Here is a 26,566-nt window from a genome sequence, read left to right on the forward strand (position 1 = left end):
CGAGCTTTCAGAGCCCGGGGTGCCCGGGGGACAGGAACACGACGATGTCGTTGACGACGCCCGGGAGCGGTTCGGGACGGTGCCAGCCGACCCGCTCGTAGAAGGCGATGGTGTCGACGGCCTTGCGCGCGGTCAGCAGCCAGGCGCCGCTCGGCTGGTCGGCGATCAGGGTCTCCAGGAGCCGGCGGCCCAGCCCGGTCCCGCGGGCGCGTTCGCGCACGGCCAGCTCGTCGACCTCGAAGGCGCCGACGATGAGCTTCGACACACGCTCCTCGCCGAGGAGTTCGGTGACCTGGCCGTAGGAGCGGTCGGTGCGGAACGGCGCGAGGGTGGTCCAGCCGGTCGCGAAACCGTCGATGCCGTCGGCCGAGCGGGCCACGAAACCGCGGAAACCGGGGCGGGGAACGTCGGTCTCCATGCGTTCACGGAAGGCCGCGCGGGTCTTTTCGGGATCGCGGTCGTCCCAGGGCGGGGCCGTGAACACCTCGACGTAGGTGTCGGTGAGTTCGTCGGCGATGTCGAGGATGTCGGCGCCGTAGGTCTCCATGGGGCACTCCTAATCGAGTGGATCAAGCGAGTGGGGAGCTCTATTCTCGCCATTGCCGACCCAGAAGGAGAACGACGTGGAGCGAGACCCACTGCGGACGCTGTGGACCGACCCGGCGACCGTGCCGGTCCGCCGCCTCACCGGTGAAGACGACCGTGAGGCCTGCATGGACCTGGCCGCCGACCGCGAGTGGGGACGCGAGGAGCCGAAGTGGCACCTGCTCTTCGACGCCTGCGAGGTCTACGGCGTCGACGCCCCCGACGGCGGCCTCGCGGGCTGCTACACCCTGACCCGCTACGGCGCCGAGGCGTCGGCGATCGGGATGGTGCTCGTCGCGTCGCGGTTCGAAGGACGCGGACTCGGGCGCCGGATGATGACGCACGCGCTGTCGGTCGCCGACGGTGTCGTGTCGCTGCACGCGACCGAGATGGGGCGGCCGCTGTACGAGAAACTCGGCTTCCAGGCGATCGACGTCAACAGCTCGCACTACGGGCACTTCACCGGCCCGCGGCCCGACGGACCGGCGACCCGGCCGGTGCGCGACGTCGCCGAGATCCTCGCCTACGACCGCGACGCCCACGGCCTGGACCGTACGGCGCTCCTGACGGCCCTGCACCGCCGCTCCGAGGCCTTCCGGGTGGTGGAGGAGGACGGGCGCGTGCGCGGTTACGCCGCCGCCTGGCGCAACACCCACCAGCTCGTCATCGGGCCCGTCGTCGCCGACGACCTGGCGACCGCGACGGTCCTGATCGCCGACATCGCGCTGGCCGCCGACGCCGAACTCCGCGTCGACGTCCTGCACTCGCGTTCCGGGCTGCGGCGGTGGACGGCCTCGCACGGCATCGCGCCGCGCTTCGACGGAACGTACATGAGCCTCGACGGCGTGGACGTGCCCGGCGACGCCCGCGTCTGGGCGCCGGTGACGCAGGCGGTCTAGGCGAGGACGCAGAACTCGTGGCCCTCGGGGTCGGCCAGGACGGTCCACGGGACCTCGCCTTGGCCGACGTCGACGGGCGTGGCGCCGAGCGCGCGTAGCCGGTCGACCTCGCCTTCGCTCCCCGGGTACGGCAGCAGGTCGAGATGGAGACGGCTCGGGGCCCGGTCATGGGGCACGCGCAGGAACTCCAGGTACGGGCCGACGGCCACGGGGGAGCGCAGCGACGCGAAGTCGTCGTTGACCTCGTGCACCGGCCAGTCGATCGCGGCACCCCAGAACCGGGCCATCGCGCGCGGATCCGCGCAGTCGACGACGATCGCGGCGATCGGCCCGGTGTCACGGTAGACGTCGCGGGGTTCGAGGACGCAGAACTCGTTGCCCTCCGGATCGGCCAGGACGGCCCAGGGGACATCGCCTTGGCCGACGTCGACGGGCGTGGCGCCGAGCGCCCGCAACCGCGCGACCAGCGCTGTCTGGCCGGTCGCGGAGGCGGACGCGAGGTCGAGGTGGACGCCGTTCTTCGCCGCCCCTTTGACGTCCGGCACGCCGACGACGTCGATCCCGATGCCGCCGTCGGGGTCCGGCCACACGAACGGCCCGGGCGGCGCGACGTAGACCGTCTCACCGGGATGGGCGCGCCAGCCGAGGGCGTCCGCCCAGAACCGGCCGAGGGCCGCGGCCTCGCGCGCCTTGACGTTGACCTGGACGGGGCGCAGGGGCATGGGGGGATGTTATGCGGGTTCGCGGTCGTGAGGGTGGTTCCGGGGGCGCAGAAGACGCGTGCGGGGGCTTTTCGGGGCCATGAGGGCTGCTCGGCTGCCCGGAGGACCGGCCGATCACACGAGGCGGTGAGGCAGGCATGGGGGACGTTTGGATTCCCGGTGCCTGCGAGGTCTGATGCCGAACCACCGTGAAATCGTCGCCCTCTTCCTCATCGCCGTTCTGATCGCGTTCGGGCTCGTCCGTGGTGGGCCACCGCGCGTTCTGGGCCGAGCCTTCGTCAAGGTCCTTCCCCTGGTTCTGCTGTTCCTGGGCTATTTCACACTTGAGGTACTCCTCGGCCTGCGGACGGGCTTGTGGCGCTGGGATTTCTGGGGAGCGACTCTGTTCTGGCTGCTGTTCAGTGGGTTCGGCATATTTCTGAGCTCGGTCAAAGCGGCAAAGGACGGCCGGTACTTCCTTCGCCTGACACTCGACCCGCTGGGATTTTCAGCGATGGCCGTGGCGCTGGTGAGCGTTTTCGTCTTCCCGCCGGCCGTCGAGCTCGTCGTTCAGGTCGTAGCGATCTGCTGCGTGTTGATGATGTTCGAACCGTCAGTGGGACTCGCGGCGAAAAGATCGGCCAAGAACATTCTGCTGTTGATCTTCGGGGCAATGCTGGCCTATTCAATCCTCCAGCTCATCGCCCAGTGGCCCACCGTGAACTGGGAGACCACCTGGAAGCAGTTCGTCCTTCCCATCTGGCTCGGCGTCGCCTTGATCCCGTTCGTCTTCCCGCTCGCCATCTATCTGGAGCACGGGGTGGCGTTCAGCCACGCCAAGGCATCCACGGGCAGGAAGAGCATCCCCTGGACCGTGCGACTCGCGTTCATCGTCCGGCTCCATCTGAGGCTTCGCCGGATCGCGGCATTCCGTCATCGTTGGGCCTACGAGCTCGGGCGCGCCACCGGCTGGAAGGAGGCGATGGCTGTGATCGACGATTTCTGCGCGGCGCCCGCGCGTGAACGCCACGAACGTGAAGAAGAGGCTCGACGCGCCGAGAGGTACGCGGGTACAGATGAGCTCGATGAGCGCGGTCGCAGGCTCGACCGTCGTGAGTTCGACCGCACCAAGCGGGTGCTGACCTTGCTGTTCAACCGTCAGTTGGGGCATTACCGGAATGGTCAGAGGTACCTGGCCGATCTGGTCGACCGGCACCCAGAGGATTACTCGGGTGAAGGTCTCCCGGTTGCGCCTGACCTCACACTCGTTGTTTCCGACGACGGCCAGTCGTGGTACGCCTGGCGCCGGACTGTCACCGGGTGGTGTTTCGGCATTGGGGCGGCGGCCGCACCGAACGACAAGTGGAAGTACGAGGGTGCCGATCCGCCACGACGAGGTCCGAGCGAGCCGGAATGGATCAACGACATGACAACGGTCCTCCCCGCACATTCGAACCGGCGCCGAACATAAGCGAAGGACGGCCCTCCCGGACCGCCCTCCGCAACCACTACCGCTCACCGCGCCCGCGCACGCGCGCGGCCTCGCGAGACCCGCCTACGAATCCCCGCCGGTCTCGCCCGCGTCCGCGGCCGTGACGTCGGTGATCGCGTACTTCTTCGCCGCCTGCACGGCCGCCTCGGCCGGGACGACGCCCGCCCGTGCCAGCTGCTGCAGGGCGGCCACGGTGATCGACTCGCCGTCGACGTTGAAGTGCCTGCGCAGCGCACCCCGCGTGTCGGACTGGCCGAAGCCGTCGGTCCCCAGCGACAGGTACGGCGCGGGCACCCACGGCGCGATCAGGTCCTGCACGGCCCGCATGAAGTCGCTGACCGCGACGACCGGCGCGTCGCTGTCGGCCAGGCGCTGCGCCACGTACGGCACCTTCGCGTCGACGTCGGGGTGGCGGAGGTTGTGCTCCTCGCACTCCACGGCGTTCCGGCGGAGTTCCGTCCACGACGTCACCGACCACACGTCGGCGGCCACGCCCCAGTCGGCGGCGAGCAGGTCCTGCGCCTTCAGCGCCCACTGCATGCCCGTCCCGGACGCGAGCAGGCGTACTCGCGGCAGGTTCGGGTGCCCCTTGGCGGGCGCGTACAGGTGCATGCCCCGCAGGATGCCCTCGACGTCGGTGCCCTCGGGCTCGGCCGGCTGGAAGATCGGCTCGTTGTACACCGTCATGTAGTAGAAGACGTTCTCCTGCTTCTCGCCGTACATGCGGCGCAGGCCGTCCTCGACGATGTGCGCGATCTCGAACCCGAACGACGGGTCGTAGGCGACCACGGCCGGGTTCGTCGCCGCGATCAGCAGCGAGTGCCCGTCCTCGTGCTGGAGACCCTCACCGTTGAGCGTGGTCCGCCCGGCGGTGGCGCCGAGCAGGAAACCGCGCGTCATCTGGTCCGACGCCGCCCACAGCGAGTCGGCGGTGCGCTGGAACCCGAACATCGAGTAGAAGATGTACATCGGGATCATCGGCTCGCCGTGCGTCGCGTACGACGTCCCCGCCGCGGTGAACGCCGCGGTCGACCCGGCCTCGTTGATGCCGAGGTGCAGGATCTGCCCCTTCTCGGCCTCCTTGTACGACAAGAACAGGTCCCGGTCCACCGAGAGGTAGTTCTGGCCGTGCGGGGAGTAGATCTTCGCCGTCGGGAACATCGCGTCCATACCGAACGTGCGCGCCTCGTCGGGAATGATCGGCACCCACCGCTGCCCGGTCTCCTTGTCCTTCATGAGGTCCTTGAGGAGCCTCACGAAGGCCATGGTGGTCGCGACCTTCTGTTTGCCCGAACCGCGCTTGACGACGTCGTAGACGCTCTTCTCGGGCAGGTTCAGCGGGATCACCGTCGTGTTGCGCGACGGGACCGAGCCGCCGAGCGCGTTGCGGCGCTCCATGGCGTACTGGTACTCGTCGGAGTCGGTGCCCGGGTGGAAGTACGGCGGCAGGTACGGGTCGCTCAGGTCCGAGTCCGGGATCGGCATGTACAGCCGGTCGCGGAAGGTCTTGATGTCGTCGGCGGTGAGCTTCTTCATCTGGTGGGTGGCGTTGCGGCCCTCGAAGTGCGAACCGAGCGTCCAGCCCTTGATGGTCTTGGCGAGGATGACCGTCGGCTGACCGGTGTGCTCCGTCGCCGCCTTGTAGGCCGCGAAGAGCTTGCGGTAGTCGTGTCCGCCGCGCTTGAGGCCCCAGACCTCGTCGTCGGAGTAGGCCTCGACCATCTTCTTCGTGCGCGGGTCGCGACCGAAGAAGTTCTCCCGGACGAAGCCGCCCGACTCGGCCTTGTACGTCTGGTAGTCGCCGTCGGGCGTGGTGTTCATGAGGTTCACCAGCGCACCGTCGGTGTCGGCGGCCAGGAGCGAGTCCCATTCGCGGCCCCAGACGACCTTGATGACGTTCCAGCCGGCGCCGCGGAAGATCGACTCCAGCTCCTGGATGATCTTGCCGTTGCCGCGGACCGGCCCGTCGAGGCGCTGGAGGTTGCAGTTGACGACGAAGGTCAGGTTGTCGAGCTCCTCGCGCGAGGCCAGGTGGATCGCGCCGAGCGACTCGACCTCGTCCATCTCGCCGTCGCCGAGGAAGGCCCACACGCGCTGCTGAGAGGTGTCCTTGATGCCGCGGTGGTGCATGTAGCGGTTGAACTGCGCCTGGTAGATCGCCGACAGCGGGCCGAGACCCATCGAGACCGTCGGGAACTCCCAGAAATCGGGCATCAGGCGGGGGTGCGGGTACGACGGGAGGCCGCCGCCCGGGTGGGACAGTTCCTGGCGGAAACCGTCCATCTGGTGCTCGGTGAGCCGGCCCTCAAGATAGGCGCGGGCGTAGATGCCCGGGGAGCCGTGCCCCTGGATGAAGATCTGGTCGCCGCCGCCGGGGTGCTGCTTGCCGCGGAAGAAGTGGTTGAAACCGACCTCGTACAGGCTCGCCGAGGAGGCATACGTGGAGATGTGACCGCCCACACCGACGCCGGGGCGCTGCGCGCGGTGGACCATCATCGCGGCGTTCCAGCGGATGAAGGCACGGATCCGGCGCTCAATGTGCTCGTCCCCGGGGAACCAGGGTTCACGTTCCGGCGGAATCGTGTTGATGTAGTCGGTGCTGGTCAACGCGGGGACGCCTACCTGACGCTCCCGTGCACGCTCCAGCAGCCGCAGCATGACGTACCGTGCTCGCTGCCGGCCGCGCTCGTCGAGCAGGCCGTCCAGGGATTCCAGCCATTCGGCGGTCTCCGCGGGGTCGATGTCGGGCAGCTGGCTTGGCAGACCGTCGCTGATAACCGGGCGCTTACGTTCGGTGGACACGGGCGTTCCCTCATTACTCGACGATGTGGACTACGGTGTCGCTCCCCATCCTGCCTCTTGTGGCCGCGACCGGTAGCGTGAGGACCCGATCTACTGGGACGGCGACCACACGTCGGGCTGGCGGGCATTCCTCAACCACGCATGGGCGGTCTTTCGCTATTCTCAGGGCGCGCGATGACCGAAAGAACCCATGCGTACTTGAAGGAGGCACCACACTGTGAGCGCGACGGCTGGCCAGGCGGGCGAAGTCCAGAGCCTGGCGGACCGGCTCAACATCGAGTCGGGACAGGTCGTTATGGAGGTCGGCTACGACGATGACGTGGCCGAAGACCTCCGCGACGCGATCATCGAACGGGTCGAGGAGCTCGTCGATGAGGACACCGACGAGGTCGTCGACGCCGTGCTCCTGTGGTGGCGGGACGAAGACGGCGACCTCGTTGACGTGCTGGTCGACGTTCGGACGTCCCTCGCCGAGTCGGGCGTCGTATGGCTGCTCGTGCCCAAAGCGGGACGTGACGGCCACATCGAGCCCAGCGATATCGCCGAGGCGGCGCAGACGGTCGGTCTCCAGCAGACCTCGAACGTCAACGCCGGCAAGGACTGGATCGCGACGCGTCTGGTGAGCCCGAAAGGCGGACGGCGCTGACCGGCGCCGGACGTAGGCTCCCCCGTGACCGACGACCGAATCCCCCAGAGGAGTGAGCATGCCGATCGAGGTGGGCCGAAAGGCCCCTGACTTCACGCTCAAGGACCAGAACAACCAGGAGGTGAACCTCGCCGGCTACCGCGGTGAGAAGAACGTCCTGCTGGTCTTCTACCCGCTCGCCTTCACCGGTGTGTGCGAGGGCGAGCTGTGCGGTGTCCGGGACAACCTGTCGGCGTACCAGAGCGACGACGTGGCGGTGCTCACCGTCAGCGTCGACTCGCCGTTCACGCACAAGGTCTGGGCCGAGCGCGAGGGCTTCGACTTCCCGCTGCTGTCGGACTTCTGGCCGCACGGCGAAGTCGCCACCGCCTACGGCGTCTTCAACGACGAGAAGGGCTTCGCCAACCGGGGGACCTTCGTGATCGACAAGGAAGGCGTCGTCCGCTTCGCCGAGATGAACCTCCCCGGCGAGCCTCGCGACCAGACCGCCTGGACCAAGGCCCTGGGTGAGCTCACGGCCTGAACCACCGGCCACCCACCGGCTCCCAGGCGGCGACGCCCGGGAGCCGGTGGGTAGGCTTGTCCGACCCCGGCGCGCGTAGCTCAGTGGGAGAGCATCCGCCTTACAAGCGGAGGGTCGCAGGTTCGAAACCTGCCGCGCGCACACTTTCCCCCAGCATCCGTGAGTGGGGTATGCACGGCCGTTGACCTCGATAGATGGAGGCGGCGGCCTTTTTGTGCCCGTCGTCTCCCGGACGTCGTGGTTCATCGTGGCCGGAATGTGGCGTATTTGTGGCGCTCCAAGAGATCGTCGAGGCCGGACGAACCGAAAGGAGCCGTGCGATGCCCACCGATGGAGCCTTCGCGGTCGATCTACTGGACCTCAAGGCCTACGCCCGGCAGCTCAAGCTGACGAGCGAGGCGGACGCCTCCCGCGTCTTCGGGTACCTCGGCGACCTGGCCTGGAACAGCGCCGGGGGCGGCGACGGCGGCGGCGCCGAGCACGTCCTGGGCATGCACGGGCACATCACGTCCGTCTGGGCGGCCGACCACGACCGGTTGCTCGGCGAGATGCGCAAGACGCTGAACGCCGCGGAGACCAGGTTGCGCGACTACTCGCTCGCTCTGAAGGAGATCGCCGAGGCCTACGCCGACGCCGACGAGGACAACCGCCGCAAGGTCGACGACGTCTACGCCGAAGGCCAAGACGACAACGACAACGCGCAGCGGAACGCGCCCGAGCAGAGTTCGCGACCGTTCGAGCACCGGTCGGGGGACTACGACGAGGCCTACGCCGGCATCTACCACAGCGATCCGCGGATTCCCCTCGACGGGCTGCTGACCGCCATGGGCAGCGGGGGGCCGTTCGCCGACGCCAAGAACTGGCTGAAGAGCTGCGGGATCGACCTCGACGACCACATCCTCGCCTACCAGGGCCCGTGGGAGGGCCTGGCCAACGCCGTGGCCGCGGGGGAGTTGTTCCGGGCCGCGACGGCCGCCGTCGCCGACAACACGGGCCGGGGCATGGACGACGTCCAGGTCACCTGGGACGGTTCGGCCGCGGAGCTGGCCCGGATCCACATCGGCAATTTCGAGGTCTCCGTCGAGAACGAGGGCTACCCGGAATTCGGCCGCCTCAACACCGACTCGCTCGCCGCCCTGGACGACATCGCGTTCTGTGCGGCGATGACGGCCTTCCAGTTCAAGGCGGGCTTGGCCGCCATCGTCGCGGGCAACGAGCTGGTCCCCTTCATCACCGTCGTAACCTCGATCCCCGGCGTTGAGCGGCCGCTGGGGCAACCCCCCGACGGCACCGCGCTGTACAACGCCGTCAAGGGCGCGCTGGCGGCGTCGGCGCTGTGGGACCGGATCCGTGGCCCCGCGGCCCTCGGATTGCTGTGGAACGGCCTGGAACTCCTCGTCATGGGGTGCCTGTCGGTCAAGAGGGCGGTCGACCGGTACACCGACGGCGTCCAGCCCGCGATCAAGCTCTGCCTGGAGAGCCTGAGCGACCGCGACTTCCCGCCGCTGCTGTGGACGAACTGACATGACCGACGACATCGACACCGGCCTGCGCACCGGCTCCGACGGCCTGCCGACCCTGGCCGTCAACCCCGACCGGCTCGTGGACCGGACTCCGCGGGAGATCGGCGAGGCGGTCCTCGCGGCGTGGCGATCCGGCGACGTGGCCGAGGTGACCGACGAGGCCGCCGCCGCGCGCACGGAAGAACTGCTGTGGCTGCTCCAGTCGAGTGCCCGCTCCCGTCTCGGCCTGCGGCCGCTCAGCTGACGGACGGGCCTACCCGACCTCCACCAGCCTCACCGTGTACTCCGTGGGCCGCTCCCACGGGAAACTCGACGTCAGCGCCTGCCCGCCGTCGTGGCCGACGGCGGTGGCGCCACCGAAGCCGCGCACGTGTCCCGTCGCGAGATCGACGGTGTAGATCCAGCGGGTCGCGCGTTGTTCGGCGCCGAGGCGGCCGACGAGGACGAGCGTGTCGTCATCGGCGAAGGCGTCGCGTTCGCGGAAGGTCTCCCATGGTCCTGGACGGACGGCGGTGTGCCAGAGGGTCGTGCCGGTGAGGAGGTCGACGCCCGTGACGCCTGCCGCGTCGGAGACGACGCCGACACCCGAGCGCAGCACGACGGGGTGCTCGGCGGCGTACGCGGGGCCGGCGGTGCCGTCGGCGAGGTCGATCCAGCGGGTGCGCGTGCCGTCCTCGGCGCTGTCGAGGAGTTTCCCGCCCGCGAGGAGGACCCCGTCGGTGCTTAGCAGGGAGTCCTCGCGGAAGGTGTCAATGCGCCACAGCTCGCCGCCGTCGACGGGGTCGATCCGCCGCACCCGCCCCGGCCGGGCGTCGAGTACGGCGCCGCCCACGACGACGTAGTTCGAGGCCGTGTCCACGTCGGTGGTCCACTCACCGGCGAGTTCGCCGGTGGCGATGTCGACGGCCTCGACGTGGGCGGTCCGCTCGGGGTCCACGAACAGCAGGTACGAGGGTTCGTCGCCGACGGCGGCCACGTCGGGCTGGATCCGCCCGCCGGGCGCGTGGTGCTCCCACGCCGGGTACCGCGCCGGCCAGGCCATCTGGGTGCCGGCGGCGTGCGTCAGCGCCCAGCGCACCGACCCGTCGGCGAGGTCGTGTGCGGAGGTCACGCACACGTCGCGGTCGCAGTCGACGGACACGATTCCCCCGGAGGTGACCCGGCCCTGGAACCACTGGGCGTCGTCACCGGGCTTCAGGGCGAAACGGACCGCGCCCGTCGCAAGGTCGAGCACCAGGTAGTCGCTGCACCCGGCCTCCAGGGCCCATTGCGCGTCGAGGACGACGGCGTCGCCGACGACCGTCGCCACACGGGCGGCCGCGTCCCGGTTCAGTTCGCCGTCGTAAGGCGAGGCGATGAGCTCCTCCAGCCGCCGTTGCCACTTCACGGCACCCGTGGCGCGGTCGTAGGCGACCAGCCCCCGCTGTGCGGTGACGAGCACGGTTTCCTCGCTGAAGGAGGCGACGTGCGGTTCCCCGAGGGCCTCGTCGACGGCGGCCGTCCACAGCGGGGCCGCCTCGACCAGGTGCGCGGTCTCCGGTTCCTCCGGCGGGCGGCGCGCCAGGCCGCAGGCGACGCTTCCGGCGAGCAGTAAGCCGACGGCGGCGAAGATCAGCGGCCGACGTCGCCCGGGCGTCTCGGCGTCGGGTTCGCGCACGTCGAGGTCGATGTGACTTTCGGGCATCCACGCATCGTAGATCTCAACGTCGTGCTTCGCGGCCCGCCTTCAGGGTCGCCGCGGTGACCAGCGCCAGCACCGCGCCGGTGCCGGCCAGGATCGCCGCCGACACCCGCAGGGCACCGGCGGGGAGCCGGGATTCCAGCAGCGGAGCGGCGAGCCACAAGGCGGCGAACAGCAGGTATCCGGCCGGCACCCAGAAGCGCGCCCCCGACGGCAGTCTCGGCGTGAACCAGGTCATGATCCCGCCGGCGAGGAAGAACGTGGACCCGACGGCGCAGCCGGCGATCATGAGCGGCACCTGCCCGGCCCCGGGCGCCCAGGGCGTGCCCATGAGCAGCGTCCCGCCCATGAGGGCCAAGGCCATGCCGATGGACGGCACCATCCAGCGCGAGAGCTTTCGTTCCTCGCGCGGGGGACCTTCGGGACCGGCCACCCGAGGGGCCTCCACCGGTGGGTCCTGCTCGGTTACCGCGGCTTGACGCGGGATCGGCTGCGCGTAGTGGGGCGCGAGGGGGAGCGGCGCGGGACGCGACCGCGGGGCGGCCTCCACGGCCGCCGAGGCCGTCACCGTCGCGGTCGCGGTCGCGACGAGCGCGCCTTCGGCGACGACCGTCTCGGGCTGCTCCAGGAGGGTCGGCGCCATCCCGAGCCGCCGGTGCAGCAGTGTCGCCACCATCGGCACGCGCGTCGAACCGCCGACCAGGAACAGCCCCGCCACGTCCGAGGGCCGCACCTGCGCCTCGCGGACGGTCGCGAGGGTGACCTCGACGGTCCGGCCGAGCGCTTCGCTCGCCGAGGACTCGAAGGCCTCGCGGGAAACCTGCGCGTCACGGTCGGCGAGGGGCACGAAGACCTGCGCGCTCGACTGCCGCGACAGGGCCTCCTTGGCGTCGCGCGCGTCGTCCCACAGGGCGCGGAAATGCCGCCGGTCGGCGGCATTTCCCGGCGCGGCGAGGCGGCTCCACGTCTCGGGCGAGGCCGGCCGGATCGCACCGGCGATCTGCTCGACGACCAGCGCGTCGAGATCGACGCCGCCGAAGTCGTCGACACCCCGGTAGGCGAGAGGACTGAAACCCGTCCCGTCACGGCGGACCACGCACACGTCGAAGGTCCCGCCGCCGAGGTCGTAGACGACGACGCTGCGCCCGCCGGTGACCTCCCGGTCGAGCTTCGCCGCGAAGTACGCCGCCGCCGCGACCGGCTCGGCCAGCAGCTCCGGCCGGGGCAGCCCCGCCCGTTCGGCCGCCTCGGCCAGCACCCGCCGCCGCACCGGACCCCACTCCACCGGGCAGGTCATCACCAGCGACGACACCGGCCCGGCCGTCCGCGTCGCCTCCGCCGCGACACGCCCGAGAGTCCGCGCGACCAGTTCGAGCACCGGCCAGGAGCGCTCGCCGAGGAGGACCTCGACGTCGTCGATGCGCCGTTTCGGGTTCGGTTCGAAGCACGCGGGTTCGAGCCGGGCGCTGCGGAGCGCGTCCCGGCCGGTCAGCACGTCGCCGTCGGCCTGGGCGTAGACCGCGGAAGGGAGCAGTGGGGAGCCGTCGAACAGCAGCGGCCGGATCCGGCCGTCACCGAAATCGAGCATCGCGACGGTGTTGGAGGTGCCGTAGTCGACGGCCAATCGCGTTGCGGTCACCGCGAAATCCTAGGGGGTTCGATCACACCGCCGGATAGTCGACGAAGGCGAAATGGCGCGAATCCGGGGCCCAGCCGTTGACGTTGAGGGTGCCCTGCCCGCCGAACAGCGCGACGACGTCCCGTGGGTCCTCACCGCCCGGGCCCATCACGCGCAGGATCACCTCGACGTCGGCGGGATGCCCGAGCGTCCCGGGCGGGAAACTCACGTAGAGGACGTGCCAACCGTCGGGGGACAGGTGGGGAAACCAGTTCACGCGCTCATCGGCGGTGAGCTGTTGGAGCCCCGACCCGTCGGTCCGCATCCGGAAGATCTGCGCGTGCCCGGGGGCCTTCGCGCCGTGCTCGGAGTTGAAGTAGATCCACTCGCCGTCGGGGCTGTACTCGGGTCCGTCGGCGGGTGCGGCGGAGTCGGTCAGGCGCGTGTCGGCGCCGCCCCCGGCGGGAATCGTGAAGATGTTGCGGTAGCCCCACTCGTCGCCCTCGAATGGTTCCACGCCCACGTAGGCGAGCGTGGAACCGTCGGGGGAGACACCGTGCAGGAAGTGCCGGAACGGGCCCGGCGCGTGCTCGTTGGTGACCCGGCGGGGTTCCCCGCCGATGAAGGGCACGGCGTGGATGTGCCAGTCGCCCGCCGACAGGTAGACGGTGGCCCCGTCGGGGGAGAGGCAGTGGTCGTTGTTGGCGTCGGTGACCCCGCCGGTGTCGATGCGTTCCGGACCGCCCGACCCGTCGGCGGCGATCCGGTACAGGAGCCCGTCGTGGTTGTAGACGAGCCACCGCCCGTCCGGCGACCAGTTCGGCGCTTCGAGGGCGCTCCCCGCGCACTCGTGGACGAGCCTCGTGGGACCGCCCTCGACGTCGCCGACAAGGAGGCGGGCGCGCTGCCCGGGACGGAGGGGGCGGATGTTCGTTCCGGTCGTCACGCGCACGACCTTAGGGCGTGTAGAACTCCACCGTCTTCTCGCCCGCCGCGCGTGCCTTCTCCGGGTCGCGGCCGTAGGCGATCGCCGCCTCGACCCACGCGTCACTGCTGAGCCGCGTGAAGCGCCTGCCCTCGTCGGTGCCCGACCACGCCTCGGCCTCCGCGGGGTCGTTCGCCTCGCCGGAGCCCAGGTAGAGCCCGAGCCCCAGAACCATCCCGTCCCAGCCGACGCCGACCGCGCCCGGCCCGTAGACGTCCCACAACTGCTCGTCGACCTTCGCGGTGTGGACGAGGGTGAAGCGGCTGCGGCCGTCGTCCTCGGCGGTGATCACGACCTCGATCCAGCTCACCCCGCCGCCGAACTCCCAGGTCGCGTTGAACGAGCGCGGCGGGTCGCACCTGTCGACCGTGCCGCCGGCGTTGCCTTCGAGCTGGTACTTCCCGCCGAGCCGCAGATCCCCGCTGACCGGCATGAACCAGCGGGCGATGCGTTCACCGTTGGTGACGCAGTCCCACAGGTCGGCGGCATCGGTGTCGTAGGCCTGGCTGATCGTCATCTCCAGCAGCTCCCCGTCCTCACCGGGACGGTCCCCGAGCTTGCGGGTCACGGCGCTGATCTGCGTGTCGACGTCGACGTTCATGGTGTCTCCTTCTCGTTGTCCTCGGCGGCGAGGCGCCGCCGACGTTTACCCCGGGCGACTTCGGTGGCGAGCGCGGCCAGCGGCGGAGTCCAGAAGCGCCGGAAGCGCTCCAGCCACTCGTCGACGTCGCGGAGGGCCTCGTGCCGGACCGCGTACAGGCGACGCGTGCCGGCGGGCCGGACGACGGCGAAGCCGTTGTCGCGCAGGACCCGCAGGTGCTGCGAGACGGCCGGCTGCGAGATGCCGAACTCCGCGCGGATGACCGCGCAGACGGCGCCCGAGCTGAGCTCGCCCTCGGCGAGCAGTTCGAGGATGCGTCGCCGAACCGGGTCGCCGAGCACATCGAAGGCGTGCATGAAGGCACTGTATCACTGCTCACTTATATAAGTGACGGCTTAGAAGAGTTGGTTGTGCCCACACGACCACCGGCCTTGCCGCCCCGCCCTAGGCTCTCCCTGACGAAAGGGGCGAGATGCCCGGCACGCGCAAACCGATACGTCCCCGGTGGGGATGCCTGATCCCCCTGGTGGTGGTCGTCGTGGTCGGTGCGGCCTTCGCCGTCTACCTTCTGGTGCAGCGCGACGCCGAGCGCGACCATCCGCCCGCGGCGGCACCCGACCTGTGCGTCGTGCTCGGCGACCTGCCCGTGCGTCTCGTGCCGCATGACGAGGTCGAGGCCGAGGCGACCTACACCTCGGGCCCCGACGCCTCTTGTGTCCACTCGACCGCCGACGGTCGTCCGGCGGGTTCGGAGGACTACGGCTTCCTGCGCGCGCGGCTGCTGCGTTACGGCCAGATCGGCTTCACCTCGGGGCCCGACCGGGCGGGGGAGACCTTCGTGAGCGAGTGCGCCGCCGGGTTCACGGCGGGGCCGAGCAGCGGTCTGCCCGGCCTCGGGGACGAAGCGTGCGCCGCCTACAGCGACGAGGGCGAGGGCGGCACCGCGCACGGGTCGGTCGTCGCGCGGAGGGGCGCCGACCTGTTCTGGGTCGACTACTACGTGCATCCGGGCGCGGCCGAACAGGCCGGGGAGGCGGTCGCCGAAACCGCGCGGACACTGCTCGCGGGAGTGATCTAGCTCTATCGGCGGTCCCCCGGACCGGTGACATCGGGCACAGAGGTTCAGCTATGGCCCGGCTCGGCCGACGTCTTCGCGAAGTTGACCTTGACACTCGCCTGACCTGCGGAAACCTCTCCGGGAAGGCTGTTCTCGGCGGGCCCTTTTGTCAGCATGTACCGGTTCTCGCGGCGGAGGCCGCCTCGTCCGGACGTCCGGCGGATGTCGCAGGTCGGCGGTACGTTGGCGCTGAACGAAGGGGGCCGAGTCTTGAAGGTCAAGAAGTGGTGGGCCGTCGTCGCCGGAGCCGTGCTCGGCACCGCGGCCGTCGGCACCGGCGCGTACGTCGCCAAGCACCGTAAGCGTCGCAAGAAGTCGCCGCGCGCCGAGAAGGCCATCGGCGAGAAGCTCCGCACGACCCCGCCGACGCCGCTCGACGCGGTGGGGCCGGAGACGGCCGGCCGGGACGAGCGCGGCTGACGAGCCGGTAAACGACGACGCGTGGCGCGGGCGTGAGCCCGGCCGCGCGTTTTTTCTCGCGCCGGTCGTTGTGCTTCGGGCGACACATCCGCCCGGGGCGGGCCGCGTTCGCATACGTTCGGTCGAGCGACCGTCCGACCGAACCGGAGACACCGTGACCACCGACGACGCCTACTTCGTCCGGCTCGACGAGCGCCGGTTCCGCCCGACTCCCCTGACCGGCGGCGCCTGGCGGACGACCGAGCAGCACATCAGCCCGATGAACGGCCTGATCGTGCACGCCGTCGAGCGCTTCCGGGCCGGGCGCGGCGACGACGGCATGGCGATCAGCCGCGTCGGTGTGGACATCCTCGGTGTGCTCGACCTCGACGACTTCGAGGTCACCGTCGACGTGGTGCGCCCGGGCCGGACCATCGAACTGCTGGAGGTCACGGTCGTGTCCGGTGGGCGCAGCGCCGTGCACGCCCGCGTCTGGCGTTCCATCGTGACCGACACCGCCGCCGTGGCCGGTGGCGAGGCCGATCCGCTGCCCGCCCCGGAGACGCTCGAACCCCTCGACCTGACCGGCGTGTGGCCCGGCGGGTACATCCGTTCCCTCGACGTGCGCCCGGTCGCCGTACCCAAACCGGGACGTGGGACCTCCTGGGTGCGGACCTCGGCGTCCATCGTGGCCGGGGAGCCGGTGAGCGACCTGGCCAGGCTCATGGGCCTGGTCGACACGGCCAACGGGCTGTCGGTGCGGGAGAGCCCCGACGTGTGGCTGTTCCCGAACCTGGACCTGACGATCCATCTTTTCCGGCAGCCGTCCGGCGAGTGGCTCGGCCTCGACACCACCGTCGTCTTCGGGCCCGCCGGACTCGGCGTCACGGCGAGCGCGCTGCATGACACACGCGGCCATTTCGGTTACGCCAGGCAGGCGCTGACGATCCGGCCGCGTTCGTCCTAGCCCGCCGCGACGGTCACGCCGGCGAGGCGCGCGGGGTCGGCGATCACGTCGAACGCGGTGATCCGGTCGCCGGCGAAGGTCACCGCGAGCACCATGGACATCCTGCCCAGCGGCGCCACGACGACACCGGCGGCCATGCCGGCGGCCGTGCCCAGCAGGGCCGCACAGGCGCCCTGTGCCCGGCCGGAGAATGCCTCGGCGACGGCGGCCGCGCCCTTGAGCTCGGCGCGGGACCCCAGCGTGACGGCGGTCGCGTCGGCGCGGAAGACCGCGTCGGGGTCGAGCATCTCCAGCAGGGCGGCGAAGTTCCCGTCCCGCGCGGCGGCCAGGAAGGCCGCGATCGCGGCCCGGCGCCGGGCCAGGTCCGGGTCGGGTCCGGCGTCGCCGCCGCGCACCCGCCGCCGGGCCCGGCTCGCGAGCTTCTGGGTCGTGGCCGTGCCGCGGTCGACGATCGGCGCGATCTCCTCGAAGGGCACCGCGAACATGTCGTGCAGCACGAACGCGATCCGTTCGGCGGGCGACAGCGTGTCGAGCACGACGAGCATCGCCAGCCCGACGGAGTCGGCGAGCAGCGCCTCCTCCTCGGGGTCGGCGCGGTGGACGAGCCGCACGAGGGGGGCGGGCTCGTCGTCAAGGGGCGTTTCCCGCCTGGCCTTGCGGGCGCGCAGCATGTCGAGGCACACGCGGCCGAGGACCGTCGTGAGCCAGCCGGGGAGGTTGTCGATCTCGCCGAGTTCGGCGCGGGAGGCCTTCAGCCAGGTCTCCTGCAGGGCGTCCTCGGCCTCGCTGAGGGAGCCGAGGATCCGGTAGGCGACGGCCCGCAGGTGGCCGCGCTGCTCGTCGAGGCGCGCCGCCAGAAATTCCTTCTCGTGCACGGTCTGGTTCTCCCGTCGGGCTTCGTCAGTGGGGTGAGCGTCCACATCGCGACCGACAGGAGCCAAGCAAATCATGATCGAAGCAGTGGAGAGTTCGCGCCTCCGGGCCTACGGGTACTGGGCGGCGACACTGATCATCGCCGCGGAGTCCGCCCTCGGCGGTGTCTGGGACGTCCTGCGCACCGACTACGTCCGTGACGTGCTGGAGGTCCGGCTCGGTTATCCCTGGTACGTCGCGGTCCTGCTCGGGGTCTGGAAGATCCCGGGCGCGATCGTGCTGATCCTGCCGCGACTGCCGCGGCTCAAGGAGTGGGTCTACGCGGGCGTCGTGTTCGTATACTCGGGGGCCTTCGTCTCGCACCTGGCCGTCGGCGAGACCGCCGCGGCTTTCGGGCCGCTCGGTTTCGCCCTGATCACCGCGGTGTCGTGGGCGCTGCGTCCGGAGTCCCGGCGGGATCCGGCGCCGTACGGGCGGGCCTTCGCGCGTCTCCTGCCGAAGGCCCCGGCCCGCCGTACCGCGACCACGGTCGTCTACTGGGTGACGACCGTGGCCTTCGTCGGGGCGCTGTTCAGCGGTGGCATCGCCGACCTGCTCCATCGCGAGGAGACCCTCGCGGGGATGGTGGCGCTGGGGTACCCGCCCTACTTCCTCTACATCATCGGGGCGTGGAAGGTCCTCGGCACGGCGGCGTTCCTCGCGCCGGGGTTCGGGCGGCTGAAGGAATGGGCCTACGCGGGCGCGTTCTTCAACTTCACCGGCGCCGCCGTGTCGCACGCGTTCTCCGGGTCGGCGTCGTGGCACGTGGTGTACACGTCGCTGTTCGCGCTGACCGTGCTCGTCTCGTGGGCCGCGCGCCCGCCGGACCGCGTGCTCGGTGATGTGCGCACCGGCCGTGCCTGACGCCCTCGTCACCCCTCGTCGCGCAGCTCGAACTCGTGCATCGTCTCCACCGCGCGGAAACCGAAGTCGGCGTTGATGTGCTGCATCGCGTCGTTGCTCTCGGCGTTCCACGTGTGCACGTGGCGGCGCTCGGGGAAGCGCGCGGCGAGTTCTTCGAGGTTGCGGACCTTCAAGGCCGCGCCGAGGCGGTGCCCGCGGTCGCCGTCGAGGACGAGGGTGTCGTCCTGGTAGACGCCTTCGGGGCTGTGCTCGCCGGCGAACATCAGGCTGTAACCGGCGAAGCGGCCGCTCGTGTGCCGCGCCACGGTCGTGATCGACGCGAAACCCTGTGCGGCGAGGCGTCGTTCGCCGGTCCGGAGCCGCTCGACGTCCCACACGATCACCTCGTGCTCGATCTCGCCGGTGGGGACCTCGTGTCCCATGATGGTGCGCATCTCGGCGTAGCCGTCGATGAGCTCGTCGGGGCAGGCGCCCACCCACGTGATCAGTTCGTAGTCGTCGTGGGCGACGGCGGAGTGGACGCGCAGCCGCTCCAGTTCGCCGTCGCCGAGGGGCAGGTCGAGGACGAGCCGGTCCTCGGTGTGCAGGCTGGCGAAGCCGTGGGCGAGCGCGAAACGGGAGCCGGGGCTGTCCTCCAGGGCCTGGCCCGCGGGCACGTCGACCTCGCTGTTGTGCACGGTGCGGCCGAGGCGGCGGGCGTGGGCGAGGCCCTCGGCGAACATGGCGGCGCCGTGCCCGTGCCCGCGATGTTCCGGCGGGACGGCGAGGGTCCATTCGACGAGATCGAGGTTCTCGGCCTGCGGGAGGTCGAGGATCATCCCGGCGACGATGCGGCCGTCGTGGAATCCGGCGAAGGGGAGCCGCTTCTTGGTGGGGCTCGGGGAGCGCAGGGAGGCGGATACCTCTTCGCGGGCGAACACGATGGGTGCGGTACGGCCGGCGACGAGCCCGGAGCGCAATGCCGCGTACCAGTCGGTGAAGGTCGCGTCGTCGTGCGGGTCGATCTGGCGGATGTCCATGGGGTCCTTCGGTCGCGTGGGAACGTCGACCGATCCTGCGGGACGGCGGCGGGGAGGGCGAGCGCTTTTTCGCCCGCCGCGCCGACCGTGCCCGCCACGGCCGTCGATTGTGGATGATGGAGGAGGGCTGGGGCACACAACGTCATGGGGGATCCGGCGATGAACACACTCGGCAACGGCTGGCGACACGGTGTCGCGTGGCTGGCCATCACGGGCTTCGTCACGCGGGTCACGACGCCCGGTTCGCGCGAGTTCGTCGAGCCCGAACTGCGGGTGGCGGCCTTCGACAGCGACGGGACGCTCTGGTGCGAGAAGCCGCTGCCGGTACAGCTCGACTTCCTCACCCGCCGCTTCGTCGAGCGCGCGAAACAGGACCCGTCGGTGCGGGGGAGGCAGCCCTGGCGGGCCGCCGCCGAGAACGACCTGACCTGGTTCGGTGAGGCCGTCGCGCGGCACTACCGGGGCGACGACACCGACCTGTCCACTGTGGCCGAAGCGGTCGGCACGGCCTTCGACGGCGTCGATGTCGGCGCCTTCGCCGACGAGGTCGCGCTCTTCCTGTCCTCGGCGGCGCACCCGGTGCTCCAGCGCCCGTACCTGCACTGCGGTTATCCGCCGATGCGGGAACTGCTGCGGTACCTCGACTCCAACGCCTTCACCTGCTACATCGCCGCCGGTGGCGACCGCGACTTCGCGCGGCCCCTCGCCGCGCGCCTGCACGGCGTCCCGCCCGAGCGGGTCGTCGGCGGGACCTCCGGCGTGCGCTACCGCGACGACGGGCGCCGGCTCTGCAAGGAGGGCATGGAGTTCCTCGACGAGGGCGCGAAGAAGCCGGGCCGCTTCTGGAGCCGGGTCGGGCGGCGGCCGATCCTGACCGTCGGCAACTCCAACGGCGACATCCCGCTGCTGCGCTTCACCGGTGGGGAGGGCCTGCCGGCGCTGCGCCTGCTCGTCGACCACGACGACGCCGCCCGCGAGTTCTCCTACACCGTCGGCGCCGAGGACGCCCTGGCTCACGCGAACACCGAGGGCTGGACGCTGATCAGCGTGCGCGACGACTGGGACACCGTCTTCTGACCGAGCCGGGAGTGCGCATCCCTTCACGCACAGCGGTTGCCGCCCTTTGCGCGCCCAAAGTACGGTGGCGCGGTTGACCGGGCGACGAGAGGGTGCGCGATGACCACGCAGGTGGAGCCGATCTACGACCGCAAGGAACAGCTCAAGCAGGTCCAGGAGGCGCTCCTCGAAGGCGAGCAGATCATCGCGGTCTACGACGCGATCGGTCTCGGCACGGGCTTCATCGGCCTGACCGACCGTCGCGTGATCGTGATGGACAAGTCCTTCGTCGGCAAGAAGGAGGCGCTGACCAGCGTCCCCTACTCGAAGATCAGCTCGGTGAGCGTGGTGAGCAACCGCTCGATCGCCGGGCAGTTCTTCTCCTCGGGCTCGATCGCGGTCCACGTCGGGCAGCACATCTACGAGGTGGACTTCCGGGGTGACAAGAAGACCAAGCACGCCCACAACGTGATCCTGCACTACATCACCGTGTAGCCGGATCCCCGGCATCAAGGCCCGTACGCGTATCGCGTGCGGGCCTTCGCCGTCCACAGGGGACGGTCGGCGGGATCGGGGGTGTCGTCGCGATCCCGGCCCGGCAACAAGGTGGACGGTCGCTTGTGGACGACTCGACCATCGTTTCGGTTGCAGTGATTCGAGTCACAGCCGCCTCCGGGGTTTCGTGCCGTGGCGTGCGAAAACGTCCGGCCCAAAGCTACTCGCCGGTAACGAAGTGGCGGACACGTCTGTACAAGCCACCCGGGCGCCCCTAATCTCGGCACAGCCCGGATGGCCCATGCCGGGCGCCCCCTAGAAGAAAGGTCTTTCGGATGAGAGACATTTCGTCCCTTCGCCGCCGTTTAACGGCCGGTCTCGGGCTCGCGGCCGTCGCCGCGCTCGCCGCCGGCGTTCTCGGCGGCGGCCCCGCCCAGGCCGAGGGAACCATCCTCGGCATGAACGAGCCCAACGTGATCGCCGGGCACTACCTGGTGAAGCTGCGCGACACCATGTCGGTGTCCGGAGTGGACGCCGCGGCCGACACCCTCGTCTCCCGGTACGACGGGGATGTCACCGCGAAGTTCCCGAACACCCTCGGCGGTTTCTCGGCGACCCTGACCGAGCAGCAGGCCCGCTTCCTGGCCGCCGACCCGCGCGTCGAGTACGTCGAGGCCGACCAGAAGGTGTCGCTGACCGGCACGCAGACCGATCCGCCGTCGTGGGGTCTCGACCGCATCGACCAGACGGACCTGCCGCTGGACGGCGCTTACACCTACCCCAATGACGCGGCCAACGTCCACGTCTACGTCATCGACACCGGCATCAACCTCACCCACGGCACCTTCGGCGGGCGAGCGGTTTCCGGTTTCGACGCCGTCGACAACGACGATGACGCCACCGACTGCCAGGGTCACGGCACGCACGTCGCCGGGACCATCGGCGGCTCGGAGTACGGCGTGGCCAAGGCCGCCCAGCTGGTCGCGGTGCGCGTCCTCGACTGCGGTGGCTCCGGCTCGACGACCGGCGTGGTGGCCGGCATCGAGTGGGTCACGCAGAACGCGGTGAAGCCCGCCGCGGCGAACATGAGCCTCGGTGGCGGTGCCAGCACCAGCCTCGACAACGCCGTCACGGCGTCGATCAACGCCGGTGTCACCTACGGTGTCGCCGCGGGCAACGACGACGCCGACGCCTGCGGCAGCTCGCCGGCCCGCACCCCGGCCGCGATCACCGTCGGTGCGACCGAGTCGAACGACGCGCGCGCCTCGTACTCCAACTACGGCACCTGCCTGGACATCTTCGCCCCGGGCAGCGACATCACGTCCTCGTGGATCGGCGGGAACACCGCCACCAACACGATCTCGGGCACGTCGATGGCGACGCCGCACGTCGTGGGCGCGGCCGCGCTGTACCTCTCGGCGAACCCGACGGCCACCCCGCAGCAGGTCCGCGACGCCCTGGTCGACTCCGCCTCCAGCGGCAAGGTCACCGACCCGGGCGCCGGTTCGATCAACCAGCTGCTCAACGTCGCCGGTGACGGCGGCGGCGACCCCGACCCGGAGCCGGGTGACTGCGGCGCCACCAACGGCACGGCCAAGGCGCTGCCGGACGCCGCGACGGCCGACAGCACCGTCGCGGTCACCTGCGACCGTGACGCCGCGGCCACCTCCACGGTGACCGTCGACATCACCCACACCTACCGCGGCGACCTGGTGATCAGCCTGGTCGCGCCGGACGGCACGTCGTACACGCTGAAGGACAGCGGCTTCGACAGCGCCGACAACGTCAAGGAGACCTACTCGGTCGACTTGTCCGGTGAGGCCGGCGCCGGCACGTGGACCCTGCGGGTCCGCGACGCCTACTCCGGTGACAGCGGAACCCTCAACTCCTGGACCCTGGCGCTGTAGCGCCCGAGTCCACACGGGAGTGACGCACGCCGGCACGCCGATGGAAAGCCCCGAAAGTTCTCCGGAAACCGTGCCGGCGTGAGCACGAGACGGCGGTCCCGCGACGCGGGACCGCCGTTCCTGCGGTCCGGACGCCGAAACCCTCACGGCCGCGAGGGTCGAGGCCGCCGCCACCCATGGTCATCGAAAAGTTCCCGAACGGATTCACTGTCCGGTGAAAGTTGACTTTGCGTCAGCTCTTGTCCACTCCCGCGCGTTCTCATAGTCTGCTGTCGACGCCCGAATCCACCCCGTTTCGGACGCGCCACTCGGAGAGGACCCTCCCATGCGAGAAACGAAGTCCCTCAGGCACCGCTTAGCCGCGGGCTTAGGCCTGGCCGCCGTCGCGGCGCTGACCGCGGCGATGCTCGGCTCGGCCCCCGCACAGGCCGAAGGCACGATCCTCGGCATCCACGAGCCCGACGTCATTCCCGGGCACTACCTGGTCAAACTGCGCGACGTGTCGGTGTCCAGTGTGGACGCCAGCGCGGCGGCCCTCGCCGGTGAGTACGAGGGCACGGTCACCTACACGTTCCCGACCACGGTCCACGGCTTCGCCGCGACCATGACCGAGCAGCAGGCCCGGCGCCTGGCCGCCGACCCGGCGGTCGCCTACGTCGAAGCCGACCAGACGGTGACGATCGACGGCGTGCAGCCCAACCCGCCGTCGTGGGGACTCGACCGCGTCGACCAGCGCAACCTGCCGCTCGACAGCAGTTACACGTACCCGAACGAGGCGGCCAACGTGCACGCCTACATCATCGACACGGGCATCAACTTCCCGCACACGACCTTCGGCGGCCGGGCCGTCTCCGGGCGTGACACCGTCGACAACGACAACGACGCCACCGACTGCCACGGCCACGGCACGCACGTCGCCGGCACCGTCGGCGGCAGCCAGTACGGCCTCGCCAAGAGCGTCCAGCTCGTCGGCGTGCGCGTGCTGAACTGCTCCGGTTCCGGCACGACCGCCGGTGTCGTCGCGGGCATCGAGTGGGTCACGCAGAACGCGATCAAGCCCGCCTCGGCCAACATGAGCCTCGGCGGCGGCGCCGACACCACGCTCGACAACGCCGTCACCGCGTCGATCGCCTCCGGCGTCACCTACGGTGTCGCGGCCGGCAACGACAACGCCAACGCCTGCAACTACTCGCCCGCGCGGGTCGCCAACGCCATCACGGTCGGCTCCACGACCAACACCGACGCCCGCTCGTCGTTCTCCAACTTCGGCACCTGCGTCGACATCTTCGCGCCCGGCTCGTCGATCACGTCGGCCTGGATCGGCTCCAACACCGCGACGAACACGATCTCCGGCACCTCGATGGCGACACCGCACGTCGTCGGCGCGGCATCGCTGTACCTGTCGGCGAACCCTTCGGCGACACCGCAGCAGGTCCGCGACGCGCTGGTCAACAACGCCACCAACGGCGTCGTCACCAGCCCGGGCACCGGCTCGCCTAACAAGCTGCTGTACACCGGATTCATCGGCGGCCCGCCGCCCGGTGACGACTTCAGCATGTCGGTCTCACCGACCAGCGGCACCATCAACCAGGGCCAGTCGACGACGGCGACGATCACGACCGCCACGACCAACGGCAGCGCCCAGAGCATCACCCTGTCGGCGTCCGGCCAGCAGAGTGGCGTCACGGTGAGCTTCAGCCCGTCGACGATCACCTCCGGCCAGACCTCGACGGTGACCTTCAGCGCCTCGGCCACCGCCGGGACCGGCACGGCCAACATCACGCTGACCGGCACCGGCACGGCGGCGACGCACAGCGCCGGTTACGCGCTGACCGTCAACGGCACCGGCGGCGGCGGCTGCTCGGGCACCAACGGCACGGCCACACCGATCGCCGACCTGGCGACGGTCAACAGCACCATCCCGATCTCGAACTGCAACCGCAACGGCGGTGCGACGTCGAAGGTGGCCGTGAACATCACCCACACCTACCGCGGTGACCTGGTCATCGACCTGATCGCCCCCGACGGCACCGCCTACCGGCTCAAGAACAGCAGCCTGTTCGACGGCGCCGACAACGTGATCGCGACCTACACCGTCAACCTCTCCGGTGAGGCCGGCAACGGCACGTGGACCCTGCGGGTCCGCGACGTCTACTCCGGCGACTCCGGCCGCCTGAACACCTGGACGCTGACCCTCTAAGGGGCTCGGCGCACGATCGCGCGGGCGGTGGTCCCGCGACCACGGGACCGCCGCCCGCCACGACGACGGGCCGGGACCGGACATCCCGGTCCGGCCCGTCAACGGGAGGCGAACACATGACACACAAGGGATCCGGCCGCGCCACGCGCGTCCTCGGCATCGCCGCGGCCGCGGCGATCGCCGGTGCGCTCCTGGCCGGCCCGGCACAGGCCGAAGGCGAGGTTCTGGGGGCCGGCGGGCCCACCGCGATCGGCGGGCACTACATCGTCACGCTCGCCGCCGGCACCGCGGCGACCGCGGTCGCCGGTTCGGCGAACGGCCTCGCCGTTCGATACGGTGGCGAGGTCACCGGCACCTACACCGCGGCGATGCGCGGCTTCTCGGTCGCGATGACCTACGCCGAGGCGCGGCGGCTGGCCGCCGACCCGGCGGTGGCCTCGGTCGAGGCCGACGGCACGGTCACCGCGCAGGGCGTGCAGCCCAACCCGCCGAACTGGGGCCTGGACCGCATCGACCAGCGCAGTCTTCCGCTCGACGGCTACTACCGCTACCCCAACGACGGTTCGGGCGTGCGGGCCTACATCCTCGACACCGGCGTCTACAGGGGACACAAGACCTTCGGGACGCGCGTCGCCGCGGGTGTCGACCTCATCGACAACGACGGCAATCCCGACGACTGCAACGGCCACGGCACGCACATCGCCGGGATCGTCGGCGGGACCGAGTACGGCGTGGCCAAGAAGGTCACCATCGTTCCGGTGCGGATCCTGAGCTGTAACGGCTCGGGCACCACCGCCGGCGTCATCGCCGGGATCGACTGGGTCACGCGGAACGCGATCAAGCCGGCCGTGGCGAACATGAGCCTCGGCGGGGGAGCGTCGGCGGCCCTCGACACGGCCGTGAACAACTCGATCGCGTCCGGCGTCGGCTACTCCGTCGCGGCGGGCGGCAGCGCCGCCAACGCCTGCAACTACTCACCGGCCCACGTCCCGGCCGCGATGACCGTCGGCGCGACCACGAACACCGACGCGCGTGCCTCGCACTCCAACTACGGCACCTGCCTGGACATCTTCGCGCCCGGCCAGTCGATCACCTCGGCCTGGATCGGGAGCACCACGGCCACGGCGACGCTCAGCGGCTCGTCGATGTCGGCGGCCTTCGTGACCGGCGCGGCGGCGCTCTACCTGCACCGCTACCCGACCGCCACGCCCGGTCAGGTGTCGGCGGCACTGTCGGCCAACTGCACCAGAGGCGTCATCACCGGAGCCGGCACCGGCTCGCCCAACTGCCTGCTCTACATCGGTTTCATCCCACCCGATCCCATCGCCACGCCGAGCGGCTGACCGCGCCGGGCGACGGCCCGCGGCCACCGCCCCGGCTCGGGCGGTCGCGGCCCGAACCCGGCCGGCGAGCGCACACCATGGACGGACCCCTTTCGTCAGGGGTCCGTCCACTGTGCCCTTTTGCGGGGGATAGCACACGGTGAGCGCCGAATCTGTCACAAATCAGCTGACTGTCACCTCTTGTCGCACCTGTGTGTTTCCAATAGCCTGCTGGCAGTGCCCGGCGCACCC

25 protein-coding genes and 1 tRNA gene are annotated in these 26,566 nt (G+C 70.4%); 16 read left to right on the forward strand and 10 right to left on the reverse strand.

Annotation, left to right across the window (positions count from 1 at the left end; translation table 11 throughout):
• Nucleotides 1-7 precede the first annotated feature (7 nt).
• Nucleotides 8-547, reverse strand: coding sequence for a GNAT family N-acetyltransferase (locus HNR73_RS11655; RefSeq protein WP_184787374.1), 540 nt, complete (start codon nt 545-547; stop codon nt 8-10).
• A gap of 76 nt (nt 548-623) precedes the next feature.
• On the opposite strand from HNR73_RS11655, the gene HNR73_RS11660 reads away from it, so the two are divergent.
• Entirely contained in the window at nt 624-1,484 is an 861-nt protein-coding gene (locus HNR73_RS11660; RefSeq protein ID WP_184787375.1) for a GNAT family N-acetyltransferase, read from the forward strand.
• Here HNR73_RS11660 and HNR73_RS11665 read toward each other — a convergent pair.
• Entirely contained in the window at nt 1,481-2,206 is a 726-nt protein-coding gene (locus HNR73_RS11665) for a VOC family protein (protein ID WP_184787376.1), read from the reverse strand. The two genes, HNR73_RS11660 and HNR73_RS11665, sit on opposite strands and share 4 nt — an antisense overlap.
• A gap of 175 nt (nt 2,207-2,381) precedes the next feature.
• On the opposite strand from HNR73_RS11665, the gene HNR73_RS11670 reads away from it, so the two are divergent.
• A complete protein-coding gene (locus HNR73_RS11670; RefSeq protein ID WP_184787377.1) occupies nt 2,382-3,656 on the forward strand; it encodes a hypothetical protein in 1,275 nt (424 codons plus the stop codon).
• A gap of 84 nt (nt 3,657-3,740) precedes the next feature.
• Here the strand turns inward: HNR73_RS11670 and aceE are convergent, their stop codons facing one another.
• Nucleotides 3,741-6,479: a pyruvate dehydrogenase (acetyl-transferring), homodimeric type gene (gene aceE, locus HNR73_RS11675; RefSeq protein WP_184787378.1), complete on the reverse strand. Its 2,739-nt coding sequence runs from the start codon at nt 6,477-6,479 to the stop codon at nt 3,741-3,743.
• A 217-nt stretch (nt 6,480-6,696) separates the two neighbouring features.
• On the opposite strand from aceE, the gene HNR73_RS11680 reads away from it, so the two are divergent.
• From HNR73_RS11680 to HNR73_RS11700, 5 genes are all read left to right on the forward strand, one after another.
• Nucleotides 6,697-7,125, forward strand: coding sequence for a DUF3052 domain-containing protein (locus tag HNR73_RS11680; RefSeq protein ID WP_184787379.1), 429 nt, complete (start codon nt 6,697-6,699; stop codon nt 7,123-7,125).
• A gap of 58 nt (nt 7,126-7,183) precedes the next feature.
• Complete coding sequence (locus HNR73_RS11685) at nt 7,184-7,648, forward strand: peroxiredoxin (RefSeq protein ID WP_184787380.1); 465 nt, start codon at nt 7,184-7,186, stop codon at nt 7,646-7,648.
• A gap of 69 nt (nt 7,649-7,717) precedes the next feature.
• A tRNA-Val gene (locus HNR73_RS11690) sits at nt 7,718-7,789 on the forward strand.
• A 179-nt stretch (nt 7,790-7,968) separates the two neighbouring features.
• On the forward strand, nt 7,969-9,171 hold the full coding sequence (locus tag HNR73_RS11695) for a hypothetical protein (protein WP_184787381.1): 1,203 nt from the start codon (nt 7,969-7,971) through the stop codon (nt 9,169-9,171).
• 1 nt (nt 9,172) lies between these two features.
• The gene (locus tag HNR73_RS11700; RefSeq protein ID WP_184787382.1) at nt 9,173-9,415 is read left to right on the forward strand and encodes a hypothetical protein; all 243 of its coding nucleotides are present in this window, start codon (nt 9,173-9,175) and stop codon (nt 9,413-9,415) included.
• A gap of 9 nt (nt 9,416-9,424) precedes the next feature.
• Here HNR73_RS11700 and HNR73_RS11705 read toward each other — a convergent pair whose 3' ends face one another.
• Genes HNR73_RS11705 through HNR73_RS11725 form a run of 5 tightly spaced genes read right to left on the reverse strand, consistent with a single transcriptional unit; the run spans nt 9,425 to nt 14,412 of the window.
• Entirely contained in the window at nt 9,425-10,855 is a 1,431-nt protein-coding gene (locus tag HNR73_RS11705; RefSeq protein ID WP_184787383.1) for an outer membrane protein assembly factor BamB family protein, read from the reverse strand.
• Nucleotides 10,856-10,871: 16 nt separating this feature from the next.
• Complete coding sequence (locus tag HNR73_RS11710) at nt 10,872-12,491, reverse strand: Hsp70 family protein (protein WP_184787384.1); 1,620 nt, start codon at nt 12,489-12,491, stop codon at nt 10,872-10,874.
• A 22-nt stretch (nt 12,492-12,513) separates the two neighbouring features.
• Entirely contained in the window at nt 12,514-13,416 is a 903-nt protein-coding gene (locus HNR73_RS11715) for a TolB family protein (RefSeq protein ID WP_203686864.1), read from the reverse strand.
• Between the two features lie 10 nt (nt 13,417-13,426).
• Entirely contained in the window at nt 13,427-14,056 is a 630-nt protein-coding gene (locus HNR73_RS11720; RefSeq protein WP_184787385.1) for an SRPBCC domain-containing protein, read from the reverse strand.
• On the reverse strand, nt 14,053-14,412 hold the full coding sequence (locus tag HNR73_RS11725; RefSeq protein ID WP_184787386.1) for an ArsR/SmtB family transcription factor: 360 nt from the start codon (nt 14,410-14,412) through the stop codon (nt 14,053-14,055). The genes HNR73_RS11720 and HNR73_RS11725 overlap by 4 nt, the downstream gene beginning before the upstream one ends.
• A 116-nt stretch (nt 14,413-14,528) precedes the next feature.
• Here HNR73_RS11725 and HNR73_RS11730 point away from each other — a divergent pair, with 116 nt between their 5' ends.
• The 3 genes from HNR73_RS11730 to HNR73_RS11740 all read left to right on the forward strand — a co-directional run bounded on the left by HNR73_RS11730 (nt 14,529) and on the right by HNR73_RS11740 (nt 16,539).
• Nucleotides 14,529-15,134, forward strand: a complete 606-nt coding sequence (locus HNR73_RS11730; protein ID WP_184787387.1) for a hypothetical protein — start codon at nt 14,529-14,531, stop codon at nt 15,132-15,134.
• A 249-nt stretch (nt 15,135-15,383) separates the two neighbouring features.
• A complete protein-coding gene (locus HNR73_RS11735; RefSeq protein WP_184787388.1) occupies nt 15,384-15,593 on the forward strand; it encodes a hypothetical protein in 210 nt (69 codons plus the stop codon).
• Between the two features lie 154 nt (nt 15,594-15,747).
• Nucleotides 15,748-16,539 carry a thioesterase family protein gene (locus HNR73_RS11740; RefSeq protein ID WP_184787389.1) on the forward strand — a complete coding sequence of 264 codons (792 nt, stop codon included), beginning with the start codon at nt 15,748-15,750 and terminating at the stop codon, nt 16,537-16,539.
• Here the strand turns inward: HNR73_RS11740 and HNR73_RS11745 are convergent.
• The gene (locus HNR73_RS11745) at nt 16,536-17,414 is read right to left on the reverse strand and encodes a sigma-70 family RNA polymerase sigma factor (protein ID WP_184787390.1); all 879 of its coding nucleotides are present in this window, start codon (nt 17,412-17,414) and stop codon (nt 16,536-16,538) included. The genes HNR73_RS11740 and HNR73_RS11745 overlap by 4 nt on opposite strands.
• A 73-nt stretch (nt 17,415-17,487) precedes the next feature.
• On the opposite strand from HNR73_RS11745, the gene HNR73_RS39040 reads away from it, so the two are divergent.
• Entirely contained in the window at nt 17,488-18,315 is an 828-nt protein-coding gene (locus HNR73_RS39040) for a DoxX family protein (protein WP_203686869.1), read from the forward strand.
• 8 nt (nt 18,316-18,323) lie between these two features.
• On the opposite strand, the gene HNR73_RS11760 is transcribed toward HNR73_RS39040, so the two are convergent.
• Nucleotides 18,324-19,334: a GNAT family N-acetyltransferase gene (locus tag HNR73_RS11760; RefSeq protein WP_184787391.1), complete on the reverse strand. Its 1,011-nt coding sequence runs from the start codon at nt 19,332-19,334 to the stop codon at nt 18,324-18,326.
• A gap of 159 nt (nt 19,335-19,493) precedes the next feature.
• Here HNR73_RS11760 and HNR73_RS11765 point away from each other — a divergent pair, with 159 nt between their 5' ends.
• The 5 genes from HNR73_RS11765 (at nt 19,494) to HNR73_RS11785 (ending at nt 26,335) form a co-directional block, all read left to right on the forward strand.
• Nucleotides 19,494-20,411, forward strand: a complete 918-nt coding sequence (locus HNR73_RS11765; protein WP_184787392.1) for a haloacid dehalogenase-like hydrolase — start codon at nt 19,494-19,496, stop codon at nt 20,409-20,411.
• Nucleotides 20,412-20,510: 99 nt separating this feature from the next.
• A complete protein-coding gene (locus HNR73_RS11770; RefSeq protein WP_184787393.1) occupies nt 20,511-20,885 on the forward strand; it encodes a PH domain-containing protein in 375 nt (124 codons plus the stop codon).
• A 344-nt stretch (nt 20,886-21,229) separates the two neighbouring features.
• Nucleotides 21,230-22,792, forward strand: coding sequence for a S8 family serine peptidase (locus HNR73_RS11775; protein ID WP_373316647.1), 1,563 nt, complete (start codon nt 21,230-21,232; stop codon nt 22,790-22,792).
• Between the two features lie 325 nt (nt 22,793-23,117).
• The gene (locus HNR73_RS11780; protein WP_184787395.1) at nt 23,118-24,992 is read left to right on the forward strand and encodes a S8 family peptidase; all 1,875 of its coding nucleotides are present in this window, start codon (nt 23,118-23,120) and stop codon (nt 24,990-24,992) included.
• A 116-nt stretch (nt 24,993-25,108) separates the two neighbouring features.
• A complete protein-coding gene (locus HNR73_RS11785; protein ID WP_184787396.1) occupies nt 25,109-26,335 on the forward strand; it encodes a S8 family peptidase in 1,227 nt (408 codons plus the stop codon).
• Nucleotides 26,336-26,566 lie beyond the last annotated feature (231 nt).

The organism is Phytomonospora endophytica, assembly GCF_014202425.1.
Classification (GTDB): domain Bacteria; phylum Actinomycetota; class Actinomycetes; order Mycobacteriales; family Micromonosporaceae; genus Phytomonospora; species Phytomonospora endophytica.